Origin of the sequence: Burkholderia sp. THE68, from assembly GCF_009938265.1 — a bacterium.
In the GTDB taxonomy this organism is placed as follows: Bacteria; Pseudomonadota; Gammaproteobacteria; order Burkholderiales; family Burkholderiaceae; genus Caballeronia.
Genome location: NZ_AP022318.1, coordinates 346,055 through 365,653, shown reverse-complemented (window position 1 = coordinate 365,653; position 19,599 = coordinate 346,055). Strand labels below are relative to the sequence as shown.

The 19,599-nt window shown below is 64.0% G+C and carries 14 protein-coding genes; 8 read left to right on the top strand and 6 right to left on the bottom strand.

Annotated elements, in window-relative coordinates:
* Positions 1-2 precede the first annotated feature (2 nt).
* Genes BTHE68_RS27600 through BTHE68_RS27585 form a run of 4 tightly spaced genes read left to right on the top strand, consistent with a single transcriptional unit; the run spans position 3 to position 5,126 of the window.
* Positions 3-1,493, top strand: a complete 1,491-nt coding sequence (locus tag BTHE68_RS27600) for an aldehyde dehydrogenase (RefSeq protein ID WP_162069487.1) — start codon at positions 3-5, stop codon at positions 1,491-1,493.
* Positions 1,494-1,503: 10 nt separating this feature from the next.
* Positions 1,504-2,469 (top strand): VOC family protein, encoded by a 966-nt coding sequence (locus BTHE68_RS27595; RefSeq protein ID WP_162069486.1) that lies wholly within the window; start codon positions 1,504-1,506, stop codon positions 2,467-2,469.
* Entirely contained in the window at positions 2,462-3,679 is a 1,218-nt protein-coding gene (locus BTHE68_RS27590; RefSeq protein ID WP_162069485.1) for an NAD(P)/FAD-dependent oxidoreductase, read from the top strand. Before BTHE68_RS27595 ends, BTHE68_RS27590 begins: the two co-directional genes overlap by 8 nt.
* 19 nt (positions 3,680-3,698) lie before the next feature.
* Positions 3,699-5,126 carry an MFS transporter gene (locus BTHE68_RS27585; protein ID WP_502710609.1) on the top strand — a complete coding sequence of 476 codons (1,428 nt, stop codon included), beginning with the start codon at positions 3,699-3,701 and terminating at the stop codon, positions 5,124-5,126.
* 39 nt (positions 5,127-5,165) lie between these two features.
* On the opposite strand, the gene BTHE68_RS27580 is transcribed toward BTHE68_RS27585, so the two are convergent.
* The 3 genes from BTHE68_RS27580 to tssB form a co-directional block, all read right to left on the bottom strand.
* Complete coding sequence (locus tag BTHE68_RS27580; RefSeq protein ID WP_162069483.1) at positions 5,166-6,281, bottom strand: nucleoside hydrolase; 1,116 nt, start codon at positions 6,279-6,281, stop codon at positions 5,166-5,168.
* 161 nt (positions 6,282-6,442) lie between these two features.
* Positions 6,443-7,996 (bottom strand): type VI secretion system contractile sheath large subunit, encoded by a 1,554-nt coding sequence (gene tssC, locus BTHE68_RS27575; protein WP_174258125.1) that lies wholly within the window; start codon positions 7,994-7,996, stop codon positions 6,443-6,445.
* A 46-nt stretch (positions 7,997-8,042) separates the two neighbouring features.
* A complete protein-coding gene (gene tssB / locus BTHE68_RS27570; protein ID WP_162069482.1) occupies positions 8,043-8,555 on the bottom strand; it encodes a type VI secretion system contractile sheath small subunit in 513 nt (170 codons plus the stop codon).
* 566 nt (positions 8,556-9,121) lie between these two features.
* Between tssB and BTHE68_RS27565 the strand changes: the two genes are divergently transcribed.
* From BTHE68_RS27565 to tssH, 4 genes are all read left to right on the top strand, one after another.
* Entirely contained in the window at positions 9,122-9,850 is a 729-nt protein-coding gene (locus BTHE68_RS27565) for a DotU family type IV/VI secretion system protein (RefSeq protein ID WP_162069481.1), read from the top strand.
* 5 nt (positions 9,851-9,855) lie between these two features.
* Positions 9,856-11,529, top strand: a complete 1,674-nt coding sequence (locus BTHE68_RS27560) for an OmpA family protein (protein ID WP_162069480.1) — start codon at positions 9,856-9,858, stop codon at positions 11,527-11,529.
* Between the two features lie 104 nt (positions 11,530-11,633).
* On the top strand, positions 11,634-12,119 hold the full coding sequence (locus tag BTHE68_RS27555; RefSeq protein WP_162069479.1) for an Hcp family type VI secretion system effector: 486 nt from the start codon (positions 11,634-11,636) through the stop codon (positions 12,117-12,119).
* 107 nt (positions 12,120-12,226) lie between these two features.
* Positions 12,227-14,881, top strand: a complete 2,655-nt coding sequence (gene tssH, locus BTHE68_RS27550; protein WP_162069478.1) for a type VI secretion system ATPase TssH — start codon at positions 12,227-12,229, stop codon at positions 14,879-14,881.
* A gap of 51 nt (positions 14,882-14,932) precedes the next feature.
* Here tssH and BTHE68_RS27545 read toward each other — a convergent pair whose 3' ends face one another.
* The 3 genes from BTHE68_RS27545 to sauS form a co-directional block, all read right to left on the bottom strand.
* Positions 14,933-16,273 (bottom strand): MFS transporter, encoded by a 1,341-nt coding sequence (locus BTHE68_RS27545; RefSeq protein WP_162069477.1) that lies wholly within the window; start codon positions 16,271-16,273, stop codon positions 14,933-14,935.
* A 67-nt stretch (positions 16,274-16,340) separates the two neighbouring features.
* Entirely contained in the window at positions 16,341-17,960 is a 1,620-nt protein-coding gene (locus BTHE68_RS27540) for an AMP-binding protein (protein WP_162069476.1), read from the bottom strand.
* Positions 17,957-19,420: an acylating sulfoacetaldehyde dehydrogenase gene (sauS, locus tag BTHE68_RS27535; RefSeq protein ID WP_162069475.1), complete on the bottom strand. Its 1,464-nt coding sequence runs from the start codon at positions 19,418-19,420 to the stop codon at positions 17,957-17,959. Before sauS ends, BTHE68_RS27540 begins: the two co-directional genes overlap by 4 nt.
* Positions 19,421-19,599 lie beyond the last annotated feature (179 nt).

Here is a 19,599-nt window from a genome sequence, read left to right as displayed (position 1 = left end):
CAATGAATCATCCCGACACTTCGCTCGTCACGTCCGGCGATATCTATCTCGGCGGCGAATGGCGCCAGGGGCGCGGCAATCAGTACGCGAGCATCTATCCCGCCGATCAAAGCGTCAACGCGGAGATCAGCACGGCCAACGCCGACGATGCGCGCGAAGCCGTCGAAATCGCGGATCGCGCTTACAGGAAGGCCGATTGGGCCGGATTGAAGCCGCATCAGCGCGCCGCCATTCTGCATCGCATCGCGAATCTGATCGAAGCGCGTCACGAAGCGCTCGCGCAATTGCAGCGGCGCGACAACGGCAAGCCGATCAGCGAAACGCGCGCGCTCGTCGCGAGCGCGGCGAGCACGTTCCGCTACTTCGCGTCGTGCCTCGAAACGCTCGAAGAAGAACTCACGCCCTCGCGCGGCGACTATCTGACGATGAGCGTGCACGAGCCGCTCGGCGTCATCGCTGCGATCACGCCGTGGAACTCGCCGATCGCATCGGATGCGCAGAAGCTCGCGCCCGCGCTCGCCGCAGGTAATGCGGTCGTGCTGAAGCCCGCTGAAGTGACGCCGCTCGCATCGCTCGCACTTGCGCGCATCTGCGAGGAAGCGGGCGTGCCGAAGGGCGTCGTCAGCGTGCTGCCCGGCAAAGGCTCCGTCATTGGCGATGCGCTCGTGCGCCACCCACTCGTGAAAAAGGTCGCGTTCACGGGCGGCACCGAAGTCGGTCGCGGCATCGCGCGACTCGCCGCGGAAAAGCTGATGCCGGTATCGCTCGAACTCGGCGGCAAGTCGCCGACCATCGTGTATGCCGACGCCGATCTCGATCACGCGGTCAACGGCGTGCTGTACGGCATCTTCAGTTCGTCGGGCGAATCGTGCATCGCGGGATCGCGCCTGTTCGTCGAGCGTACCGTGTATGCCGAATTCATGGCGCGGCTCGTCGACGGCGCGCGCAAGCTGCGCGTCGGCGATCCGACGCGCGAGAACACGCAGATGGGCCCGCTCATCACGGGGCAGCATCGCGAAAGCATCGAACGTTACGTCGCGCTCGGTCTCGACGAAGGCGGCACGCTGCTGTGCGGCGGTGAACGTCCCAGCGGCGAGGGCCGCGAGAAAGGCTTCTTCTTTCTGCCGACGATCATCGAAGGCCTCACCAACGATGCGCGCATGTGCCAGGAAGAGATCTTCGGCCCGGTGCTGGCCGCCCTGCCCTTCGACGACGAAGCCGCGTTGCTCGCACAGGCGAACGACAGCGTGTTCGGCCTTGCCGCCGGCATCTGGACGCGCGACTACAAGCGCGCATGGAGCACGGCGCGCGCTTTGAACACCGGCACGGTCTGGATCAACACGTACAAGCAGTTTTCGATTTCCACACCCTTCGGCGGCTGGAAGGACAGCGGCATGGGCCGCGAGAAAGGCCGCCTGGGCCTGCGCGAATACATGCAGCAAAAGAGCCTGTACTGGGGCTTGAACGACGCCCCGCTGCCTTGGGCGAACTGAAGGAGTGGCCATGACGATTCTTGGCATTGAACGCATCACCTACGGCGTGACCGATCTCGACACGTGCCGGCGCTTTTTCGCAGACTGGGGTCTGAAGGAAGTCGCGCACGACGAAACGCGCGCGCGTTTCGAGACGCTGAACGGCTGCGAAGTGCTGCTCGCGCTCGCGAACGATCCCGCGCTCCCGCCCGCGTTCGAAGGCGGTCCGACGCTGCGCGAAGTGACGTGGGGCGTCGCGACGCGCGCCGAACTCGATGCGCTGCGCGGACGTTTCGCGGGTCAGCCCGGTCACATCGAAACGGATGACGCGGTCGGCTGCATCGATCCGAACGGCATGGCGATTCGCGTCGAAGTGACGAAGAAGCGCGATATCGATGTGAAAGGCTCGCCTTCGAACGTGTGGGGACAAACGCTGCGCGTCGATACGCCGAGTCCCGTGTACGAACGCGCCGAACCGGTCGAAGTGGGACACGTCGTGTTCTTCACGAACTGCGTCGCGGAGCAGGAGAAGTTCTATCACGAGCTGCTCGGCTTCGAGACCTCCGACCGCTATCCGGGCCGCGGCGCGTTCATGCGCTGCGCGCCGCACGGCGGTCATCACGATCTGTTCCTGCTGCAATTGCCCGATGGCAAGCGCGGTCTGAATCACGTCGCGTTCACCGTGCGCGATATCCACGAAGTGTTCGGCGGCGGCCTGCATATCAGCCGCTGCGGCTGGACCACGCAACTCGGACCGGGACGTCATCCGGTGTCGTCGGCGTACTTCTGGTACTTCAAGAATCCGGCGGGCGGTCTCATCGAGTATTACGCCGATGAAGACGTGCTCACGCCCGAGTGGCAACCGCGCGAATTCGAACCAGGTCCGACCGTGTTCGCCGAATGGGCCGTCGATGGCGGTCTCGATGGCAACACGCGCCGCCAGAAAGACGCGAAGGCGCCCGAAGGCAATTTCATGACGGAGCGTAAAAATGGCTGATCTTCAGACAGTCGTGGTGATCGGCGGCGGACAGGCGGCCGGATGGATCGTGAAGACGCTCCGCAAGGAAGGCTTCGATGGCCGCCTCGTGATGATCGCCGATGAAATCCATCTTCCCTACGAACGCCCGCCGCTGTCTAAAGCGGTGCTCGCGGGCGAAGCGGATATCGACACCGTACGTATCGTCGATAACGACGCGTTCGCCGAATTGAACGTCGAAGCGTGGCAGCCGGAATGCGCGGCATCGATCGACCGCGACGCACGCATCGTGCGCACCGCGAGCGGACGCGAAGTGCATTACGACCGCCTCGTCATCGCGACGGGCGGCGCGGCGCGGCGTCTTCCCGATGCGCTCGTGAAAACGTCTCACCTCGCCTATCTGCGCACGCTCGACGATGCGATGTTGATCGGCAAGCGTCTGCGCGAAAGCCATAGCAAGCGTCTCGTCGTGATCGGCGGAGGATGGATCGGCCTCGAAGTCGCGGCGACCGCGAAGAAGCTCGGCGTCGACGTGACGGTGATCGAAGGCGCGCCGCGTCTGTGCGGACGTTCGGTGCCCGAAAGCGTATCCGATTTTCTGCTGAAGCTGCATCGCGATAACGGCGTCGATGTGCGGCTGAACGCGTCGCTCGTATCGCTCGAAGACTTCGGCAATGGCGTGCGCGCGCAACTCGCCGACGGCACGACGCTCGACGCCGACTTCGCCGTCGCGGGCATCGGCCTCGCGCCGCATACGGCAATCGCGGAACGCGCGGGCATCGACGTGAACGACGGCATCGTCGTCGATGAATTCGGCGCGACGAACGATGCACATGTGTTCGCTTGCGGCGATGTCGCCAATCATCCGAACGCGTGGCTGAAGCGCCGCGTGCGCCTCGAATCGTGGGCGAACGCGCAGAACCAGGCGATCGCGACGGCGCGCGCGGTGCTCGGCGCGCGCACGCCGTATGCGGAGATTCCATGGTTCTGGTCGGATCAGTACGACGTGAACCTGCAGATTCTCGGCGACATTCCGCCGGGCGCGACGCCGATCGTTCGCGGCGATCTGGAGGCACGGCGCGCGTCGTTGTTCTTCCTCGATGGCGACGCATTGCGCGGCGTCATCGCGATCAACGCGACGCGCGATCTCAAGGTCGCGAAGAAATGGATGAGCCAGGGACGCGCGGTCGATATCGCGGCCCTCGCGGATACGGCGAAAGCACTCGCATAACACACAGACGGGAGCAGGCATGAGGAGCATGGGCAATACAGTCGTCCAACACGGCGGCACTGCGACAACCGTCGCCGACGCGGCCGCTGCCGCTCACGCGGTCACGAAGGGATCGATCATCGCGCGCATCGAAAGGCTGCCCGCCAACGCGATGCAGGTGCGCGCGCGTATCCTGATCGGCGCGGCGACGTTCTTCGATGGCTTCGACGTCATCGTCATCGCGGCCACGCTGCCGTTGCTGATCCAGAAATGGGGACTCACGCCGGCACAGGTAGGCTTTTTGATCGCGTCCGGATCGATCGGACAACTGATCGGTGCGTTCCTGTTTCCGTCGCTTGCGGAACGCTTCGGGCGCGTGCGCTCGATCGCGTGGAGCTCGGGCATCATCGGTCTCACGAGCATTGCGTGTGGCTTCGCGCCTTCGTTCGCGGTGTTCGTCGCGTTGCGGATCGTGCAGGGACTCGGGCTCGGCGGCGAGTTGCCCGTTGCGGCGACTTATATCAACGAGATCACGCGCGCGCACGGACGCGGGCGTTTCGTGCTGTTGTATGAGATCGTGTTTCCGATCGGCCTGCTCGCGTCGAATGCGCTCGGCGCGTGGATCGTGCCGCGCTTCGGCTGGGAAGTGATGTACTTCATCGGCGGCGTGCCGCTCGTGCTGTTCTTCCTGTTGCGCGTGCTGGTGCCGGAATCGCCGCGCTGGCTCGGCGAACGCGGTCGCATGCGCGAAGCCGGCGATGCGCTCGCCGCATTCGAAGCGACGGTCAAGCAACCGTTGCCGCCGCTCGGCAATCTCGCCGACTTCGAAGCGATGGCGAACCGACATCCGAAGCGCCGCCGCCTCGATCTGATCGGCCCGGCGTATCTGAAGCGCACGATTGCGGTCGCGCTTCTGTGGATGACGTGCGGCGTGCTTCAGTATGGTCTTTCGACATGGCTGCCTACGATCTACCAGACCGTCTATCACACGCCCCTGCAACTCGCGCTGAATCTCGCGGTGGCGGCGTCCGTGCTCGGCGTGATCGGCTCGCTGACCTGCGCGTTGATCGTCGATAAAGTCGGGCGCAAGCCGGTCATCAACTGGTCGTTCGTGTTGTGCGCGGTGTCGCTGGTATGCGCGGGCGTGTGCGTCACGCAGTCCGTGTACGTGGTCGCGACCTTCTGTGCGCTCGCGCTCGGGTTCATGGCGTGCGGCTTCATCACCGCGTATGTCTATACGCCCGAGCTCTATCCGACGAGCATTCGCGCGTTCGGCTGCGGCCTCGGTGGAGCATGGCTCAAGATCGCGGCGATCTTCGCGCCGGCGCTGGTCGGCAAGACGTTGATGGGCGGGAATATGAACATCGCGTTCTATGCGCTCGCGGCGGTGCCGCTGGTTGCGGCGGTCGCGGTGCATTACATGGGCATCGAGACGAAAGGCAAGGTGCTGGAGCAACTCGAAGTTTGATGTGTTTGATCAGGCACCAGCGGTGCCTGATCCTTGGCGTTACTGGAATTTCACCGGGACAGGCCGCGTCAAGAGATCGACATAGAACTTGAAGAATCGATCGTTATCGTAGCGCGTGACGTAGGTGATCTTTTGCGGTGATGCGCCCGCCGCCTGCGCATCCGGATAGACCTTCACGTGTCCCTGATCTTCGCCGGGCGTCGTATCGATATCGAGGTACGCGCTCTGCGTCTGCGTCGCGTAGGTCGGGTCGAGGAAGTAACCGATCGTCAGCGTGTCGTAGATATCGGTGTTCGTTGCGAAGGCGCCCGCGTTCGCGATTGCATAGACCTTCGTCACCGCCGTCTGTCCTGTCGGCGGATTGACGATCTGGTTATAGACCGACTCCGTCAATGGCACGGTGTTGGTGACGTCGAGCGGAATGACCCTCTGCGGGATCGACGTTTGTAAAAGCGTTCGCACGGCGACCGGATCGAACCACCAGTTCAGTTCGCCGACTGCGTTTGCGTTGCCCGGCACGTTCATCGCACCGCCCATGTAGACAATGCCCTTGATGAGTGGAACGATCTCCGGCGCTTTTAGCACGGCGGTCGCGAGATTGGTCGGCGGCCCGACTTCGATGATCGTCACCTGGTTCGGATAGTGCTTGATCGTGTCGATGATGAAGTCGGCGGCGCTCTGGCTCTGCAGCTTTGCGGATGTTGCGAAGCCGTCGGGTGGCGCGGTCAGTTGCGCTTGTGTGCTCGGCTCGGGACGCATCCATGCGCCGAAGTAGCCGTTCGGATTCGCGCTCTGCTGGGCGCGGATACTCGCGACGTCGTATTGCAAGGGGTAATTTGCACCGGCGTACACGCCGATCCTGTCCTGCACGCCCATGCGTTCGACAGCCTTCAGCGCGTCGGCCTCTTCTTGCAGGAGCCAGTCATTACCGGTCACGACGCACAGGCCGAGCAGATTGACCTTGCCTTCGGCCATCAGTTGCGTGGACATGGCGAAGAGCTGGCCGTCGTCGCCCATCGTGTTGAAGTCCGAATCGATGATGATCTTCGGCGCGCTGGAATAGGCGGGTTGATCGTCGTCGGAGCCGCCGCAGCCGGCGAGCACGCCGACGATGACGAGGGGAAGGATCAGGAATGCCGCGCTGCAGCGTCGCATGGTGTTGTCTCCCGAATCGATTGTAGTAAGTGCGCCGTTGGTTGGGCGTAATTCATTCTACGATCGATCGGGTGAAGGCGTTCTTCGCTCTCGAAACAAAAAAACACCGAGGCACCCATCAAGCCGCCCCTGCATTTCAATCACACCCTAGCGTAAGAAAATCAGCTCTTCGCCTTCGGCATCTGCGACACCAGCGACAAGCCGATATCCATCCCTTCCACCTGGAAGTGCGGCACGATGAACAGCTTGATGCGGAAGAACCCGGGGTTGTCCTCGATGTCCTCGACCATCACCTTCGCCTCACGCAGCGGGTGCGATGCCTGAAGCTCGTCGCCCGGATCCTTCATCTCGGTGACGAGGCTCTTGATCCAGTTATTCAGCTCAAGCTCCAGCAGACGGCGATCCTTGGTCGTGCCGATGTTCTCGCGCTGAATCAGCTTGAGATAGTGGGCGATGCGCGACAGCAGGAAGATGTACGGCAGGCGCGCGTTGATGCGGCTGTTCGCGGTCGCTTCCTTGGTTTCGTAGAGCGCGGGCTTCTGCGTCGAGCTCGCCGAGAAGAAGCACGCGAAATCGTGGTTCTTGTAGAACGAGAGCGGAATGAAGCCGAGATTCGCGAATTCGAATTCCCGCGTTTCGGGAATCAGCACCTCGGTCGGAATCTTCGGCTGCACGCCCGTGCCGAGGTCATACAGGTGCACCGGAAGATCTTCGACCTTGCCGCCCGCCTGCGGACCGCGAATCTGCACGCACCAGCCGTTGTTCACGAAGCTGCGCGTAATGTTCGCGGCGAACGCGAACGACGCGTTCACCCACAGATAGCGATCGTGGTCCGGGCCCTTCACCTGCTCTTCGTAGTTGAACGCGCGCACGGGCGTCGTGTCCTTGCCGTACGGCAGGCGGCCGAGCACGCGCGGCATCACGAGGCCGACATAGCGTGAATCGTCCGTATCGCGGAAGCTTTTCCACTTGATGTACTCGGCGCGGTCGAAGTAGTTGCCGATATCCTGAATGGCCGCGACTTCTTCCATCGACTTCTTGCCGAAGAAGGCCGCGCCCACCGAGCCGATGAACGGCATATGCGCCGCCGCCGCCACCTTCGAGATATTGCGCAGCAACGCCACGTCCTGCGGCGAATTGGCGAATTCGAAGTCGCTGACCAGCGCGCTGATCGGCTGGCCGCCCGGCGTGTCGTATTCTTCGATGTACGTGAGGCGATACAGTCCGCTCTGGATCAGTTCCGGCGCGTCCTCGAAGTCACGCACGAGCGCATCCTTCGATATGTCCAGCACTTCGATGCGCGCGTTCTTGCGGAAATCCGTGCGCGACACGAGCATTTTCAGGCCGCGCCAGCGGCCTTCCAGCGCCTGGAACTCGGGGTTGTGCATGACCGCGTCGAGCTGACGGCTGATCTGGCGATCGAGCTGACCGATGAAGAAATCGAGCAGCGACTTGTCGAGGCGATCCACCGGCTTGCTCGTCTGCGCGACGAGATCGAGGAAGGCGCCCATGCCGCGCGCGAGGCGCTCGTCGGCCGACGCTTCGGAAAGCATGTCGCTGTCGCGGAATGCTTCGAGCGGGCGCGCCTGCGATACCGGGCTGAGATTGATCTTGCCGCACAGCGACGCGTACACGCTGTCGCCATACGTCTCTTGCGCGGCGTCGAGCACGAGGGTTTCGCATGCCGTACTCGCGCTAGCTTCTTTCTTGTTCATTGATTGTCCTGTCTGGGAAGCGTGTCGGTTGAAGGCTGAAGAAAGCTCAGGCGTGTCCCTCGGGCTGCGTCGCCGCCGTGGCGATCTGCGAGAGTTCGCCGCGCAGCTTGTCCGAAAGTTCCTTGTTCTTCAGGATCTTTTCGAACTCGCGGCGGAACGTGCTGTTGTCCAGCAGGTTCGATTTCAGGTCGCGCAGCAGGTTGCGCACCGCGAGAAGCGCCTGCAATTCCGGAATCTGACGCGCCACCTGCTCCGGCTCGAAGTCCTTGATCGAGCGGAACGAGAGATTCACCGGCATCTCCGAGCCGTCGCTCGCGAGCGTGTTCTCGGCGGTGAACTTCAGGTCCGGGGCGTAATCGGCCAGAACCGCGTCGAAATTGTTCTTGTCGATGTTGACCTTCTTGCGCTCCGAGAGCGGCGCCTGCTCGCGGCCCGCGCTGAAGTCGCCCGCCACGAGGAGCTTGAGCGGCAATTCGACCTTCTTTTGCGCGCCGCCGGTATGCAAATCGAGTGTGATCGAGACACGGCTTTTGGGAATCTCTCTCTGGAAGCTATCCATCAATAATCCTTAATAACTTTATGAGCTGCATCTCGATATTGAGATGCGGGACCAATCTTTCAGCGCATGCCCGAATGGCTTGCAGGCAGCCAGACTCTATGAACGTCATTAGGGACGTATTAGAACAGGTTTCCTGTCGATAAAAAAGCATTCTCAGTTTGCCCAAATATTTTGCAAATCCAATCTTTGGATGTTCGCCGACTTTGATAAACAATGACTTTTTGACCGTGAGGCACGACTTTTCTACCAGCCCTCACTCGCGCGCGATCCGAATCACGACATTAATTCACACATATGAAAGCTTGCGTGCCATCTTGAAAATAGTCCATTCGCTGCCGGCACACGGCAAGCTCTTGCTATCACTCGATTTAAGCCCTTTGATCGCGTGTCAGAGTCTTTTCATCGGGTAGGTATACGAATTAAATTACCGTCTATAGAATCTCGTCCCCAATACGAACCAATAAAGAAATCGAAACATTCATGCGGATCGATCAACCGCTTTGGCATCTCACGCAGCCGACATCCGTGCCGGGTGTCTCGCTCGCACTCTACGCGGTGCCGCGCTCATGAACGTGCTGTCTTCGACCACCGATCGCACGCCCCTTGTCGAACGGGCGCCAGGCGTTGCGTCCGCGCACGCGAGCGGCATCCGCGATCTGCTTCGCGACACCGCGCTGTTCGTCGCGAACCTGTCGGCGGGCGGCGCCGCCGAAAACTTCACCGTCCTGCGTGCGCGTTGCACGTCGATGCTCGCGGACTTCGACGCGTCGCTCGATCGACGGGGCTATCCGGAGGATGTGCGCGAGGACGCGCTGAAAGCGCAGTGCGCGCTGCTCGACGAAACGGCGCTGCAATGGCTCTCCGCTGAGGACAGGCCGCAGTGGTCCGCGCAGCCGCTACAGGTGGAGACGTTCAGGCTGCACGATGCCGGCGAACGCGTGTTCGAGCGGCTGGAGCAGCGCATGCGCGAGCGCTCGCCGCAGGTCGATCTGCTCGAATGCTACGCGGCGATCCTCGGTCTCGGATTCGTTGGCCGTTACGCGGTCAACGGCGAGAATCAACGTCAGACGCTCATCGCGGAGTTGAATGCGCTGATCGATCGTCTTCGTCCCGAAGGCGAGCGCGCGTTGATCTCGGACCGGCCGGGCCGCCGCTTCGGCGACTGGTTCCAGCGCGTTTCGCCGTGGGCGATCGCGGGAATCGGCTGCGCTGTCGCGCTCGTCACGTGGCTCATCTGGCATGCCGCGCTCGATGTGCAGCTCGCCGCGTTGATCCCGAAAGCCGTGAAGCCGTGAGCGCCATGAAAACGTTGGGTTATCCGGCGCGCACGATCATCGTCTTTGCGACGCTCCTCGCGCTCGCCGTACACTGGTTCGTGCAGCCGTTCCGCAAGGAATGGCTGTGGCTCTCCACGCTCGGCATGCTGCTCGTCGCGGCGGGGCTCGTCGGCTGGCGCACGCGGCAACTGTCGCGCGCACGCGAGCGTCGCGCGCCCATCCTGAAAGCGCTCGGCGTCGCGACCGTCGACATTCCTCTGGACCTGCGCACGCGCATGCCGCTCGTGCTCGTGACGGGCGACGCGCTCGGCGCGCTGTTCGATCATGGTGCGCGCGAGCCGCGTCTCGTATTCATCGGTGATGGCGCGATCTGGCTGCGCGTCGATCGGCCCGCCGATCTGCTCGAAGTCGCGCTGGCGATGCGTCAGTGGCGCGACGGCCAGCCGCCCGATGGCGTCGTGCTGAGCATCGCGCCCGCACTGTACGCCGATGCCGACACGCTCTCGCAGCGTCTGCGCCTGGTGCGTCAGGCGTTCGCCGATGCGTCGCGGATCGTCAGTGCGCGCGTGCCCGGCTATGTCGCCGTGTACCAGCGGCTGACGCGGCGCGAGCCTCGCGACGCGAATGCCGCGCGGCAATGGCATTGCGTCTCGGCGAGTGCGCCGATCATCGACGCGCAGCGCTTCGAAGCCGTCCTCCGCCACGCCGAAGCCGACGCGCGCCATCACGCCGACGCGCCCTACGCGGCCGCTCATGCCGCCGCGCTCGCATCGATCATCGGCTGGACGCAGCGTGTCGTGTTCGGCGCGCTCACCGATCCGCGCCAGCCTGCGACGCCGTGGATGCTGTATGGCGCGGGCTGGATCGATTGCGGGCCCGCGAGCGACGCTGCGAAGCCCTGGGAGCAGGTCGTGCAGTCGCAGACGCGCATCGCCCCCGCAAGCGTCGCCGCGACGCCCGCGCCGTGGCCGCTGCCGCAGCCGCTGATCGAAGCGATGCCGCGCCGCGCCACCATGTCGCCGCGCGTGGCCGCGCTGGGACATGCCATCGGCATCGCGGCGCTGGCGGCCGCCGCCGCGTTCCTCGGCGCGGGGCGACACAATGCTGAACTGCTCGAACGCGTTCACGCGGATCTGGACCGCTACGCGTCGATCACGCCGGATCACGACGCCGCCCGGCGCGACGCGCTCCAGGCGCTGGTCGCGGATCGCGACGAACTGGATCGATACGCGCGCACCGGCGTGCCGCTCAGACTCTCATTCGGGCTGTATCACGGCGCGCTACTGCTGCCCCCGTTGAATGCGGCGATCGCGACTTATCAGCCGCCGCCGCCCCCGCCCGCCGTGATCACGCTCGACAGCATGTCGCTGTTCGACAGCGGACGTGCGCAACTGAAGCCCGGCTCCACGCGCACGCTCGTCGAAGCAGTCGAGATGATCCGCGCGCATCCCGGCAAACGGATACTCGTGGCGGGCTACACCGACAACGCGGGCAATGCCGCCAGCAACCTGAAGCTATCGAGCGCACGCGCGGCGGCGCTGCGCGACTGGCTGATCGAAGCCTCAGGCATCGCGGCCACGCAATTCGCGATTCAGGGCTACGGCGACACCCGCCCGATCGCGGGCAACGACACGCCCGAGGGCCGCGCGAAGAACCGCCGCGTGGAAATCACGCTGGTGCCCGACACCAGACAATAGCGCGAACCAGCATCGCAATCGAATCCCCGGGGTTTCGACTCCGGGATCTTGTCGCTCAGGAATAGTCCTGGGCATTGCTTGGCAGTACCAAAGAGGAGCAGTAAATGGCAATTCCCGCATATATGTGGCTCAAGGATGACGGCGGCGCCGACATCAAGGGTTCCGTCACGGTGCAAAGCCGCGAAGGCAGCGTCGAGATCGTCGCGTTCGATTACGGCGTGCACATCCCGACCGATGGCAACACCGGCAAGCTGACCGGCACGCGCGTTCACGCGCCGGTCACGCTGACCAAGGAAACCGATGCGTCGACGCCGTACCTGTACAAGGCAGTGACGAGCGGTCAGACGCTGAAGTCGGTCGAGATCAAGTGGTACAAGATCGACGACGCGGGCAAGGAGAAGGAATACTTCAACACTAAGCTCGACAACGTCAAGATCGTCGCCGTGCGTCCAAAGATGCTCGACATCAAGAATCCCGACTACGAGAAGCACAACCATCTGGAAGAAGTCGAACTGCGCTACGAACAGATCACCTGGTCGTACAAGGACGGCAACATCATCCACAAGGACACGTGGAACGAGCGCACCTAAGCGTCTCATGACGACGTAAGCCGTCGAAGCCGGTCCGCCTCGCGGACCGGCTTTCTCCCTGAAGATCACCCACCCTCGCTTTCATTCCCTTCGTCACCGGATTTTCTATGATCACGCGCGATTCCACCCATCTGCTTCGCCGGCTCAACCCGCACTGCGCCCGCACGCTCGAAGCGGCCGCGAGTCTGTGCCAGACGCGCCTTGCCGACGAAATCACCGTCGAGCACTGGATGCTGAAGCTGATCGAGGCGGACGAAGGGGACATCCCGGCGATCCTGCGCCACTATGAAATCGATGTCGACGCTATCTGGAACGCCCTGCTCGCCGCGATCGATCGTCTGCCGCGCAATCTGCGCGGCATGCCTTCGCTGTCGATCCAGCTCGCGAGCGTGTTGCAGAGCGCGTGGGATCTCGCATCGCGCGAGGATATCGACGGCACGATCCGCTCGGCGCATCTGCTGCGCGCGATCATCGCCGCGCCGCACGTGATGCGAACGGAGGACGCATGGCCGCTCTTCTCGCTGTCGGGCGCGCAGATCGAGCGCGTGCTGCCGCGTCTCGGCCGCGCATCGTGCGAGAACGCGCCGGGGCAGGAAGACGAAGCCGATGAAGCCAGCGAAGCCGCGGCCGAAAACGGGTCCGCGCCCGTGAAGCAGGCGCCCGCCCGCTCGACCGAAGGTGAAGCGCTCGCACGTTTCGCCATCGATCTGACGGAGAAGGCGCGTCGCGGCGAGATCGATCCGGTGTTCGGCCGCGATCGCGAAATCCAGCAGATGGTCGATGTGCTCGTGCGCCGTCGCAAGAACAACCCGATCCTCGTCGGCGAGCCGGGCGTCGGCAAGACGGCGCTGGTCGAAGGGCTCGCGCTGCGCATCGCCGAAGGCAGCGTGCCGTCGCTGCTGCGCGAGGTTCGCATTCTCACGCTCGATCTCGGCCTGCTGCAGGCCGGCGCGGGCGTGAAGGGCGAGTTCGAGCAGCGCCTGAAGAACGTGATCGACGAAGTGAAGGCGTCGGCAACGCCGATCGTGCTATTCATCGACGAAGCGCACACGCTGATCGGCGCGGGCAATTCGGCGGGCGGCTCGGATGCGGCCAACCTGCTGAAACCCGCGCTCGCGCGCGGCGAACTGCGCACCATCGCCGCCACGACATGGACGGAATACAAGGAATACTTCGAACGCGACGCAGCGCTCGAACGGCGCTTTCAGATGGTCAAGGTCGAAGAGCCGGACGACGACGCAGCCTGCCTCATGCTGCGCGGTCTCGCCGCGCGCTATGCGCGGCATCACGGCGTGCATATCCGCGACGAAGCGCTCGTCGCGGCCGTCAAGCTCTCGCGCCGCTACATCCCTGCGCGCCAGTTGCCGGACAAGGCCGTCGATCTGATCGACACCGCCGCCGCGCGCGTACGCATGGGACTCGATACGCCGCCCGCCGAACTGCAGCGCGCCCGCGCGGCCGTGGCTGCGCTGGAACTGGAGCGCGCGACGCTCGATGCGGACGAACGCGCTGGCATCGACGATGCCGTCGCGCGCCGCGACGCGCTCGAAAGCGCGATCACGCAGGCCAGTCAGGAACGCGCGGCGATTCAGGCACGTTACGAAAGCGAACTGTCGCTGGTGCGCGCGCTGCTCGAACAACGCGGCGACGGCCAGACGAAGCCCGATGCGAACGCTTTTGCCTCAGCGCGGCATGCACTCGCCGAAACACAAGGCAAGACGCCGCTGATCTTCGCCGATGTCGATGCGCAAGCCATCGCGCGCGTGGTCGCCGAATGGACCGGCGTGCCGGTGGGCAATCTCGTCGAAGACGAACTGCTGAATCTGCTCACGCTGGAAGATCAGTTGCGAAAGCGCGTGGTCGCGCAGAACGATGCGCTCGGCATGCTCGCGCAAAGCCTGCGCACCGCGAAGGCGGGCCTCAAGAGCGAGCACGCGCCGCTTGGCGTGTTCCTGCTGACGGGCACCTCGGGCGTCGGCAAGACAGAGACGGCGCTCGCGCTCGCCGATGTGCTGTTCGGCGGCGAAGCCGCGCTCACGACCATCAACATGTCGGAGTATCAGGAGGCGCACACGGTATCGCAACTGAAGGGATCGCCGCCGGGTTATGTCGGCTATGGACGCGGCGGCATTCTCACCGAAGCGGTGCGCCAGCGCCCTTATAGCATCGTGCTGCTCGATGAAGTCGAGAAGGCGCATCGCGACGTGCTCGACATGTTCTATCAGGTATTCGACCGCGGCTCGATGCGCGATGGCGAAGGCCGCGAAATCGACTTCCGCAACTGCGTGATCCTGATGACGTCGAATCTCGGCAGCGAACAGATTCACGACGCGACTACGGATACGCCTGACATCGCGCACGCGGCGCTGCTCGACGCCATTCATGATCCGCTCGTGAAGCACTTCCAGCCCGCGTTGCTCGCGCGCTTCCAGACGCTCGTCTACCGGCCGCTGGATGTGAGCGCGCTCGGCAATATCGTGCGTCTGAAGATCGGCAAGATCGCCGATCGTCTGAAGCGTCAGCATGATGTCGCGCTGGCCTGCGACGAATCGCTGATCGCTTCGCTAGCCGAGTTGTGTTTGTCGCGCGATTCGGGTGCGCGCAACATCGACGCGTTCCTCGATCAGCGCATCCTGCCAGCGGTCTCGCGTGAGTTGCTCACGCGCATGGCGAGCGGCGCCGCGCCTGCGGCGATTAATCTCGCGCAATCGGAAGAAGGTAATCTGACGATCGAGTTCATCGATCGCGCGGCCACGGTCTGAAGCAACTGCGAGGGGCGGATCGGAAACCCGCCCCTCGCTCAGCCGCCCTCGCTATTTGTGCCAGTTGCCCGCCCCGCCCGCGAACGCCGGCACGCCCACTTCCTCACGATTTTGCGCCTCGCGCGCCTCATCGGCCTCCACCGTCTTGCTCGTATCGATGAAAAGCGCCGCGAACGCGCCGACCGCGAGCAACCCCGCCGAGATCGTGAACGGCAGGTCATAGCTGCCCGTCTGCTGGATCAGATAACCGAACGCGACCGGCGACACCATCCCCGCGATGCCGAAGCCGGTGTTCATCATGCCGCCCGCCGTGCCCGCATATTTGCCCGCGATATCGAGCGGCAAGGTCCACAACACCGGATTCGTGATCTCGAGAAAGAAGAACGAACCGGTCAGGAACCACACCGCCGCGATCGGGCTCGGCGCGTTGACCATCGGCAGCAGGAAGGCCAGCGACCCGCCCATGCCGACGACCAGAATGCTGCAACGCGCGAGCCGCAACCGGCCCGTCATGCGATAGATGCGGTCCGATATCACGCCGCCGAGCGTATCGCCGATCACGCCCGCAAGCAGCGGCAACGCGGTGAACAGCGCGAGATGCTTCAGATCGAAACCGCGCGCTTCCTTCAGATACGAAGGCAGCCACGTCAGATACACCCACAGCAGCCAGCCGTAGCAGAAGTCGACGAAGGTCACGAGCCACATGCGATGAATCAGCTTGCGCCACGGCGTCGGGTTCTTGCTCGCGCGCGCGCATTCTCCCGCGCGATAGCCGATTTCCGCGATCTCCTCCGGCGTCACCCGGCGGTTCCCATCGGGTGAGTTACTGAACACGAAGAAGTACAGCACCGTCCACGCAAGGCTCGCGATGCCGAGCAGGATGAAGGCCTCGCGCCAGCCGCTCGCCGCGACCACCGCGAGCACCAGCGGCGGCGTCACCGCGCCGCCCAGCCGCGCGAAGCTATGCGTGATGCCCTGCGCGAAACCACGCTCGCGCACCGGCATCCAGAACGTGAACGCACGCGTCGCGGTCGGGAATGCGCCGCCCTCGCCGATGCCGAGCGCGATACGCAACAGCACGAGCACCCCGATGCTGCCCGCGAAGCCCGTCGCGAGCGTCGCCGCGCCCCAGATCAGCGAGAGCACGGTCAGCACGAGCTTCGGCCCGAAGCGATCCGCGAGCCATCCGCCGATGATCTGCATCACCGCATACGGATACGCGAACGCGGAGAACACGAGCCCGAGCTGCATGGACGTCAAACCCATTTCCTGGCGAATCAACGGTCCCGCGACGGCAATGTTCACTCTGTCGATGTACGAGATAAAGTACATCAGACACATCACGCCGAGAATGATATGGCGCGTCTTCACGCGCTGACGATGCCTGTTCATGCTGTCTCCTGTGTCCATCTTATGTGGAATGGTCAAGCCTGCGAATCCGCGCCGCCGGTTCCTCCGGCTACGGGCTCTGCACGAGCTTCAGGCGCTGCACCTTGCCTGAGGGGCCGCGCGGCAACGCATCGGTGAAGCGGAATTCGCGCGGCGTCTTGTAGCGGCCGAGTTCGCGCAGGCAATGTGCGCGCAACTCCGTCACATCGATCGGCACGCCGTCGCTCGCCACGATGTACGCGACGATGTCCTGTCCGTAGGCCGGATCGGGCACGCCCACAGCCGCCGCTTCGAGCACGCCCGGATGACGCAGCAGCGCCTCGTCGATCTCGCGCGGCGCGATGTTCTCGCCGCCCTTGATGATCAGTTCCTTCGCACGCCCGTTGATGTAGAAGAAGCCCGCATCGTCTCGAAAGCCGAGGTCGCCGGTACGCAACCAGCCGTCGGCGGTGAAGGCATTGCGGGTTTCGTCGGGGCGCTTGTAGTAACCGCTCATCAGCTGCTCGCCGCGCAGCACCAGCTCGCCGGTCTCATGCGCCGCGCATTCGCGTCCTTCGAGATCGACGATCATCGCTGCGCCGCCCGACGGCAGGCCGATGCTGCCGAGTCTCCGTTTGGTCATATCGTACGGATTGCTGAATGCAGGTGCGGCGGTCTCCGTCATCCCCATCGTTTCGATCACGCCGATGCCGAAGCGCTCCTCGAATGCGCGATGATGATCGGCCGGCAACGCCGCCGATGCACTGCGGCAGAACTTCAGCGCGGAAAGATCGCAGCCGTGCACGCTCTCGCCATTGAGCAGATAGGCGACGATGGTTGGCACCACGTTGATCCATGTACAGCCGTGAAGCGATGCCTCGCTCCAGAACGTGCGCGCCGAGAAACGTGGCGTCATCACCGCCGAGCCACCGTGCCAGAGCGGCGTCAACAGCGCGACGACGAGACCGTTGATGTGATAGAGCGGCAGCGACACGAGCACGCGATCGTCTTCGTTCAGGCGATGCTCCGCGCTGATGTTGCGCATGTTCGCGAGCAGGCTGCGATGACTCAGCAGCACGCCTTTGGGCGCGCCCGTCGTGCCCGATGTGTACATGAGCAGCGCGGTATCGCCGGGACGCATCGCGCCCGCGTCGCTCGACACGATGTGCGTGCCGGGCGTTTCATCGCGCACGAGCGGAATCGGGGGCGTGGGCAGTGTCGGGATATCGGGTAAGTCGTTCGCGTCGGGCGATGTACGCACCACCGCGATCTCACGCGTCATGCCTTCTCGACGCAACACATCGATGGCATCGGCGATGGTGTCGCAGGTATCGTCGGCGACGAAGATCGCACGCGTATCCGAGTGCTCGACGATATAGCGCACCTGCGAAGGCTGACTCAACAGATTCAGCGGATTCGCCACCAGCCCGCTGTACATCGCCGCGAGCAGCAGACGCGCGGTCTGAATGCCGTTGCACATGAAGACGGACACGACATCGCCCGGGCGCAACCCGGCTGCATGGAAGCGCGCTTCGAGGGCGATGCAGTCATCGCGCAATGCGCCGAAGGTCAGCGCGTCTTCCTGTGTGGTGGACAGCAGGAACGTCTTGTCGTGCGCGTATTCGGCGCGGGTATCGATCAACGCGCGCAAGGTCGGCGCATCGAGCGGCGCGCGGCGAGGCGCGACGATGGGGTCGGCCAGCGCGCTCATCGTCCGACCCTCCGGAAGTAGTCGCCGAGCAGCGCGTCGACTTCGGGCACGCGCTCCGCGATGCGATACGCCACGCGCGTGATGTTCAGGTATTGCCGATAGCCGAGATTCGACGAGAAGTTATTGCCGCCCCAGGTGCCGCAGCCCATCGAGAGCGAGAACGGGAGGCCGTTGTCGAAATTGCCGCCGGTCGCGAGGCAGTGCGCCTGATCGACGATCACGCGCGCGACCGGCAACTGCGTACCGAGCCTGACGGCGAGCGCATCGTCGGCGCCGTGCACGCCGACCGAATGGCCCGCGCCCATGTAGCCGTAGATGCCGCGCACGATGTCGATGGCCGCGTCCACGTCGCGCGCGCGATAGACCGCCAGCACGGGCGAGAGCTTTTCGCCGGAGAACGGATGCTCGAGCCCGTAGCCGCTCTCCTCGACCATCAGGAACTTAGGCTCCCGCGCGGCGATATCGTCGAGTCCGGCTTCGCGCGCGATGGCCGCCGCCGAACGCGCCGTGCAGCGCGCCGAGAGCTTGCCGCCGTGCCACATCGCCGCCTGCAATCGCGCCTTCTGCGCGGCATCGAGCAGCACGCCGCCCTGCTTCGTCAAGGCATCGAGCATGCGCGCGTAAATCGCTTCCTCGATCACGACGCTGTTCTCCGACGAACAGCTCGTCGCGTTGTCGAAGGTCTTGGACACCGCGATCTTGCGCGCCGCATCATCGGGATGCGCGCTCGCCGTGACGATCGATGCGACATTGCCCGCGCCCACGCCGAAAGCCGGCGTGCCGCTCGTATAGGCCATGCGCACATTGGCCTGCGAGCCGGTCGCGACGACGAGATCCGCGAACTTCATCAGCGCGGCGGTGGCCGCCTTGCCGATCGGCTGCGGCAGCATCTGCACGAGATCGGGATCGAGACCCGCCTTCGCGAACTCCGCATGAATGAAGCCGATCAGCAACGCGCACGACGAATAGCCCTTCGGCGAAGGCGCGACGATCACCGCGTTGCCGCATTTGAGCGCGTTGATGATCTTGTTGGCGGGCGTCGCGCCGGGATTGGTCGATGGCGTGATCGCCGCGACCACACCGACCGCGCGCGCGATCTCGACGATGCCGTGTTCCTCGTCGCGCGCGATCACGCCGGTCGTCGCGACGCCGTGAAGATCGCGCAGCAGACCGAGCGTCTTGCGATGGTTCTTGCGGAACTTGTCGTCGGCGTTGCCGAGGCCCGTGTCGCGCACCGCGAGTTCCGCCAGTTGCCGGTTGCGCTGCGGCTCCATGATCGCCCACGCGGCGGCGGCCGCCGCGATATCGAGTGTCTCCTGCCCCGCCTGCGCGAAGTGCTGCTGCGCAGCGCGCGCTCGCGTCACGAGCGCTTCGACGATGCGTTCGACGTCGGCTTGCTGTGGGTCAGGCGCGTTGTCGCGGGAACGCGCGAGCGTCGCGCCGCTTGCCATGTCATTCATGCGATGAACCTCGGCTGGTGAAAGATTGAAGGTGTTATCCAATCTAGTCAGCCGCGCTCATCGCGCGGTCCCGTTTTCTGGACTAACGCATACAGCCAAACAGTCAGCATCGGAAAATCAGGATTTCGGGACTTTCCAGAGTCCCGAAAACCGCCGTTTTCGACGCACAATTAAATGGA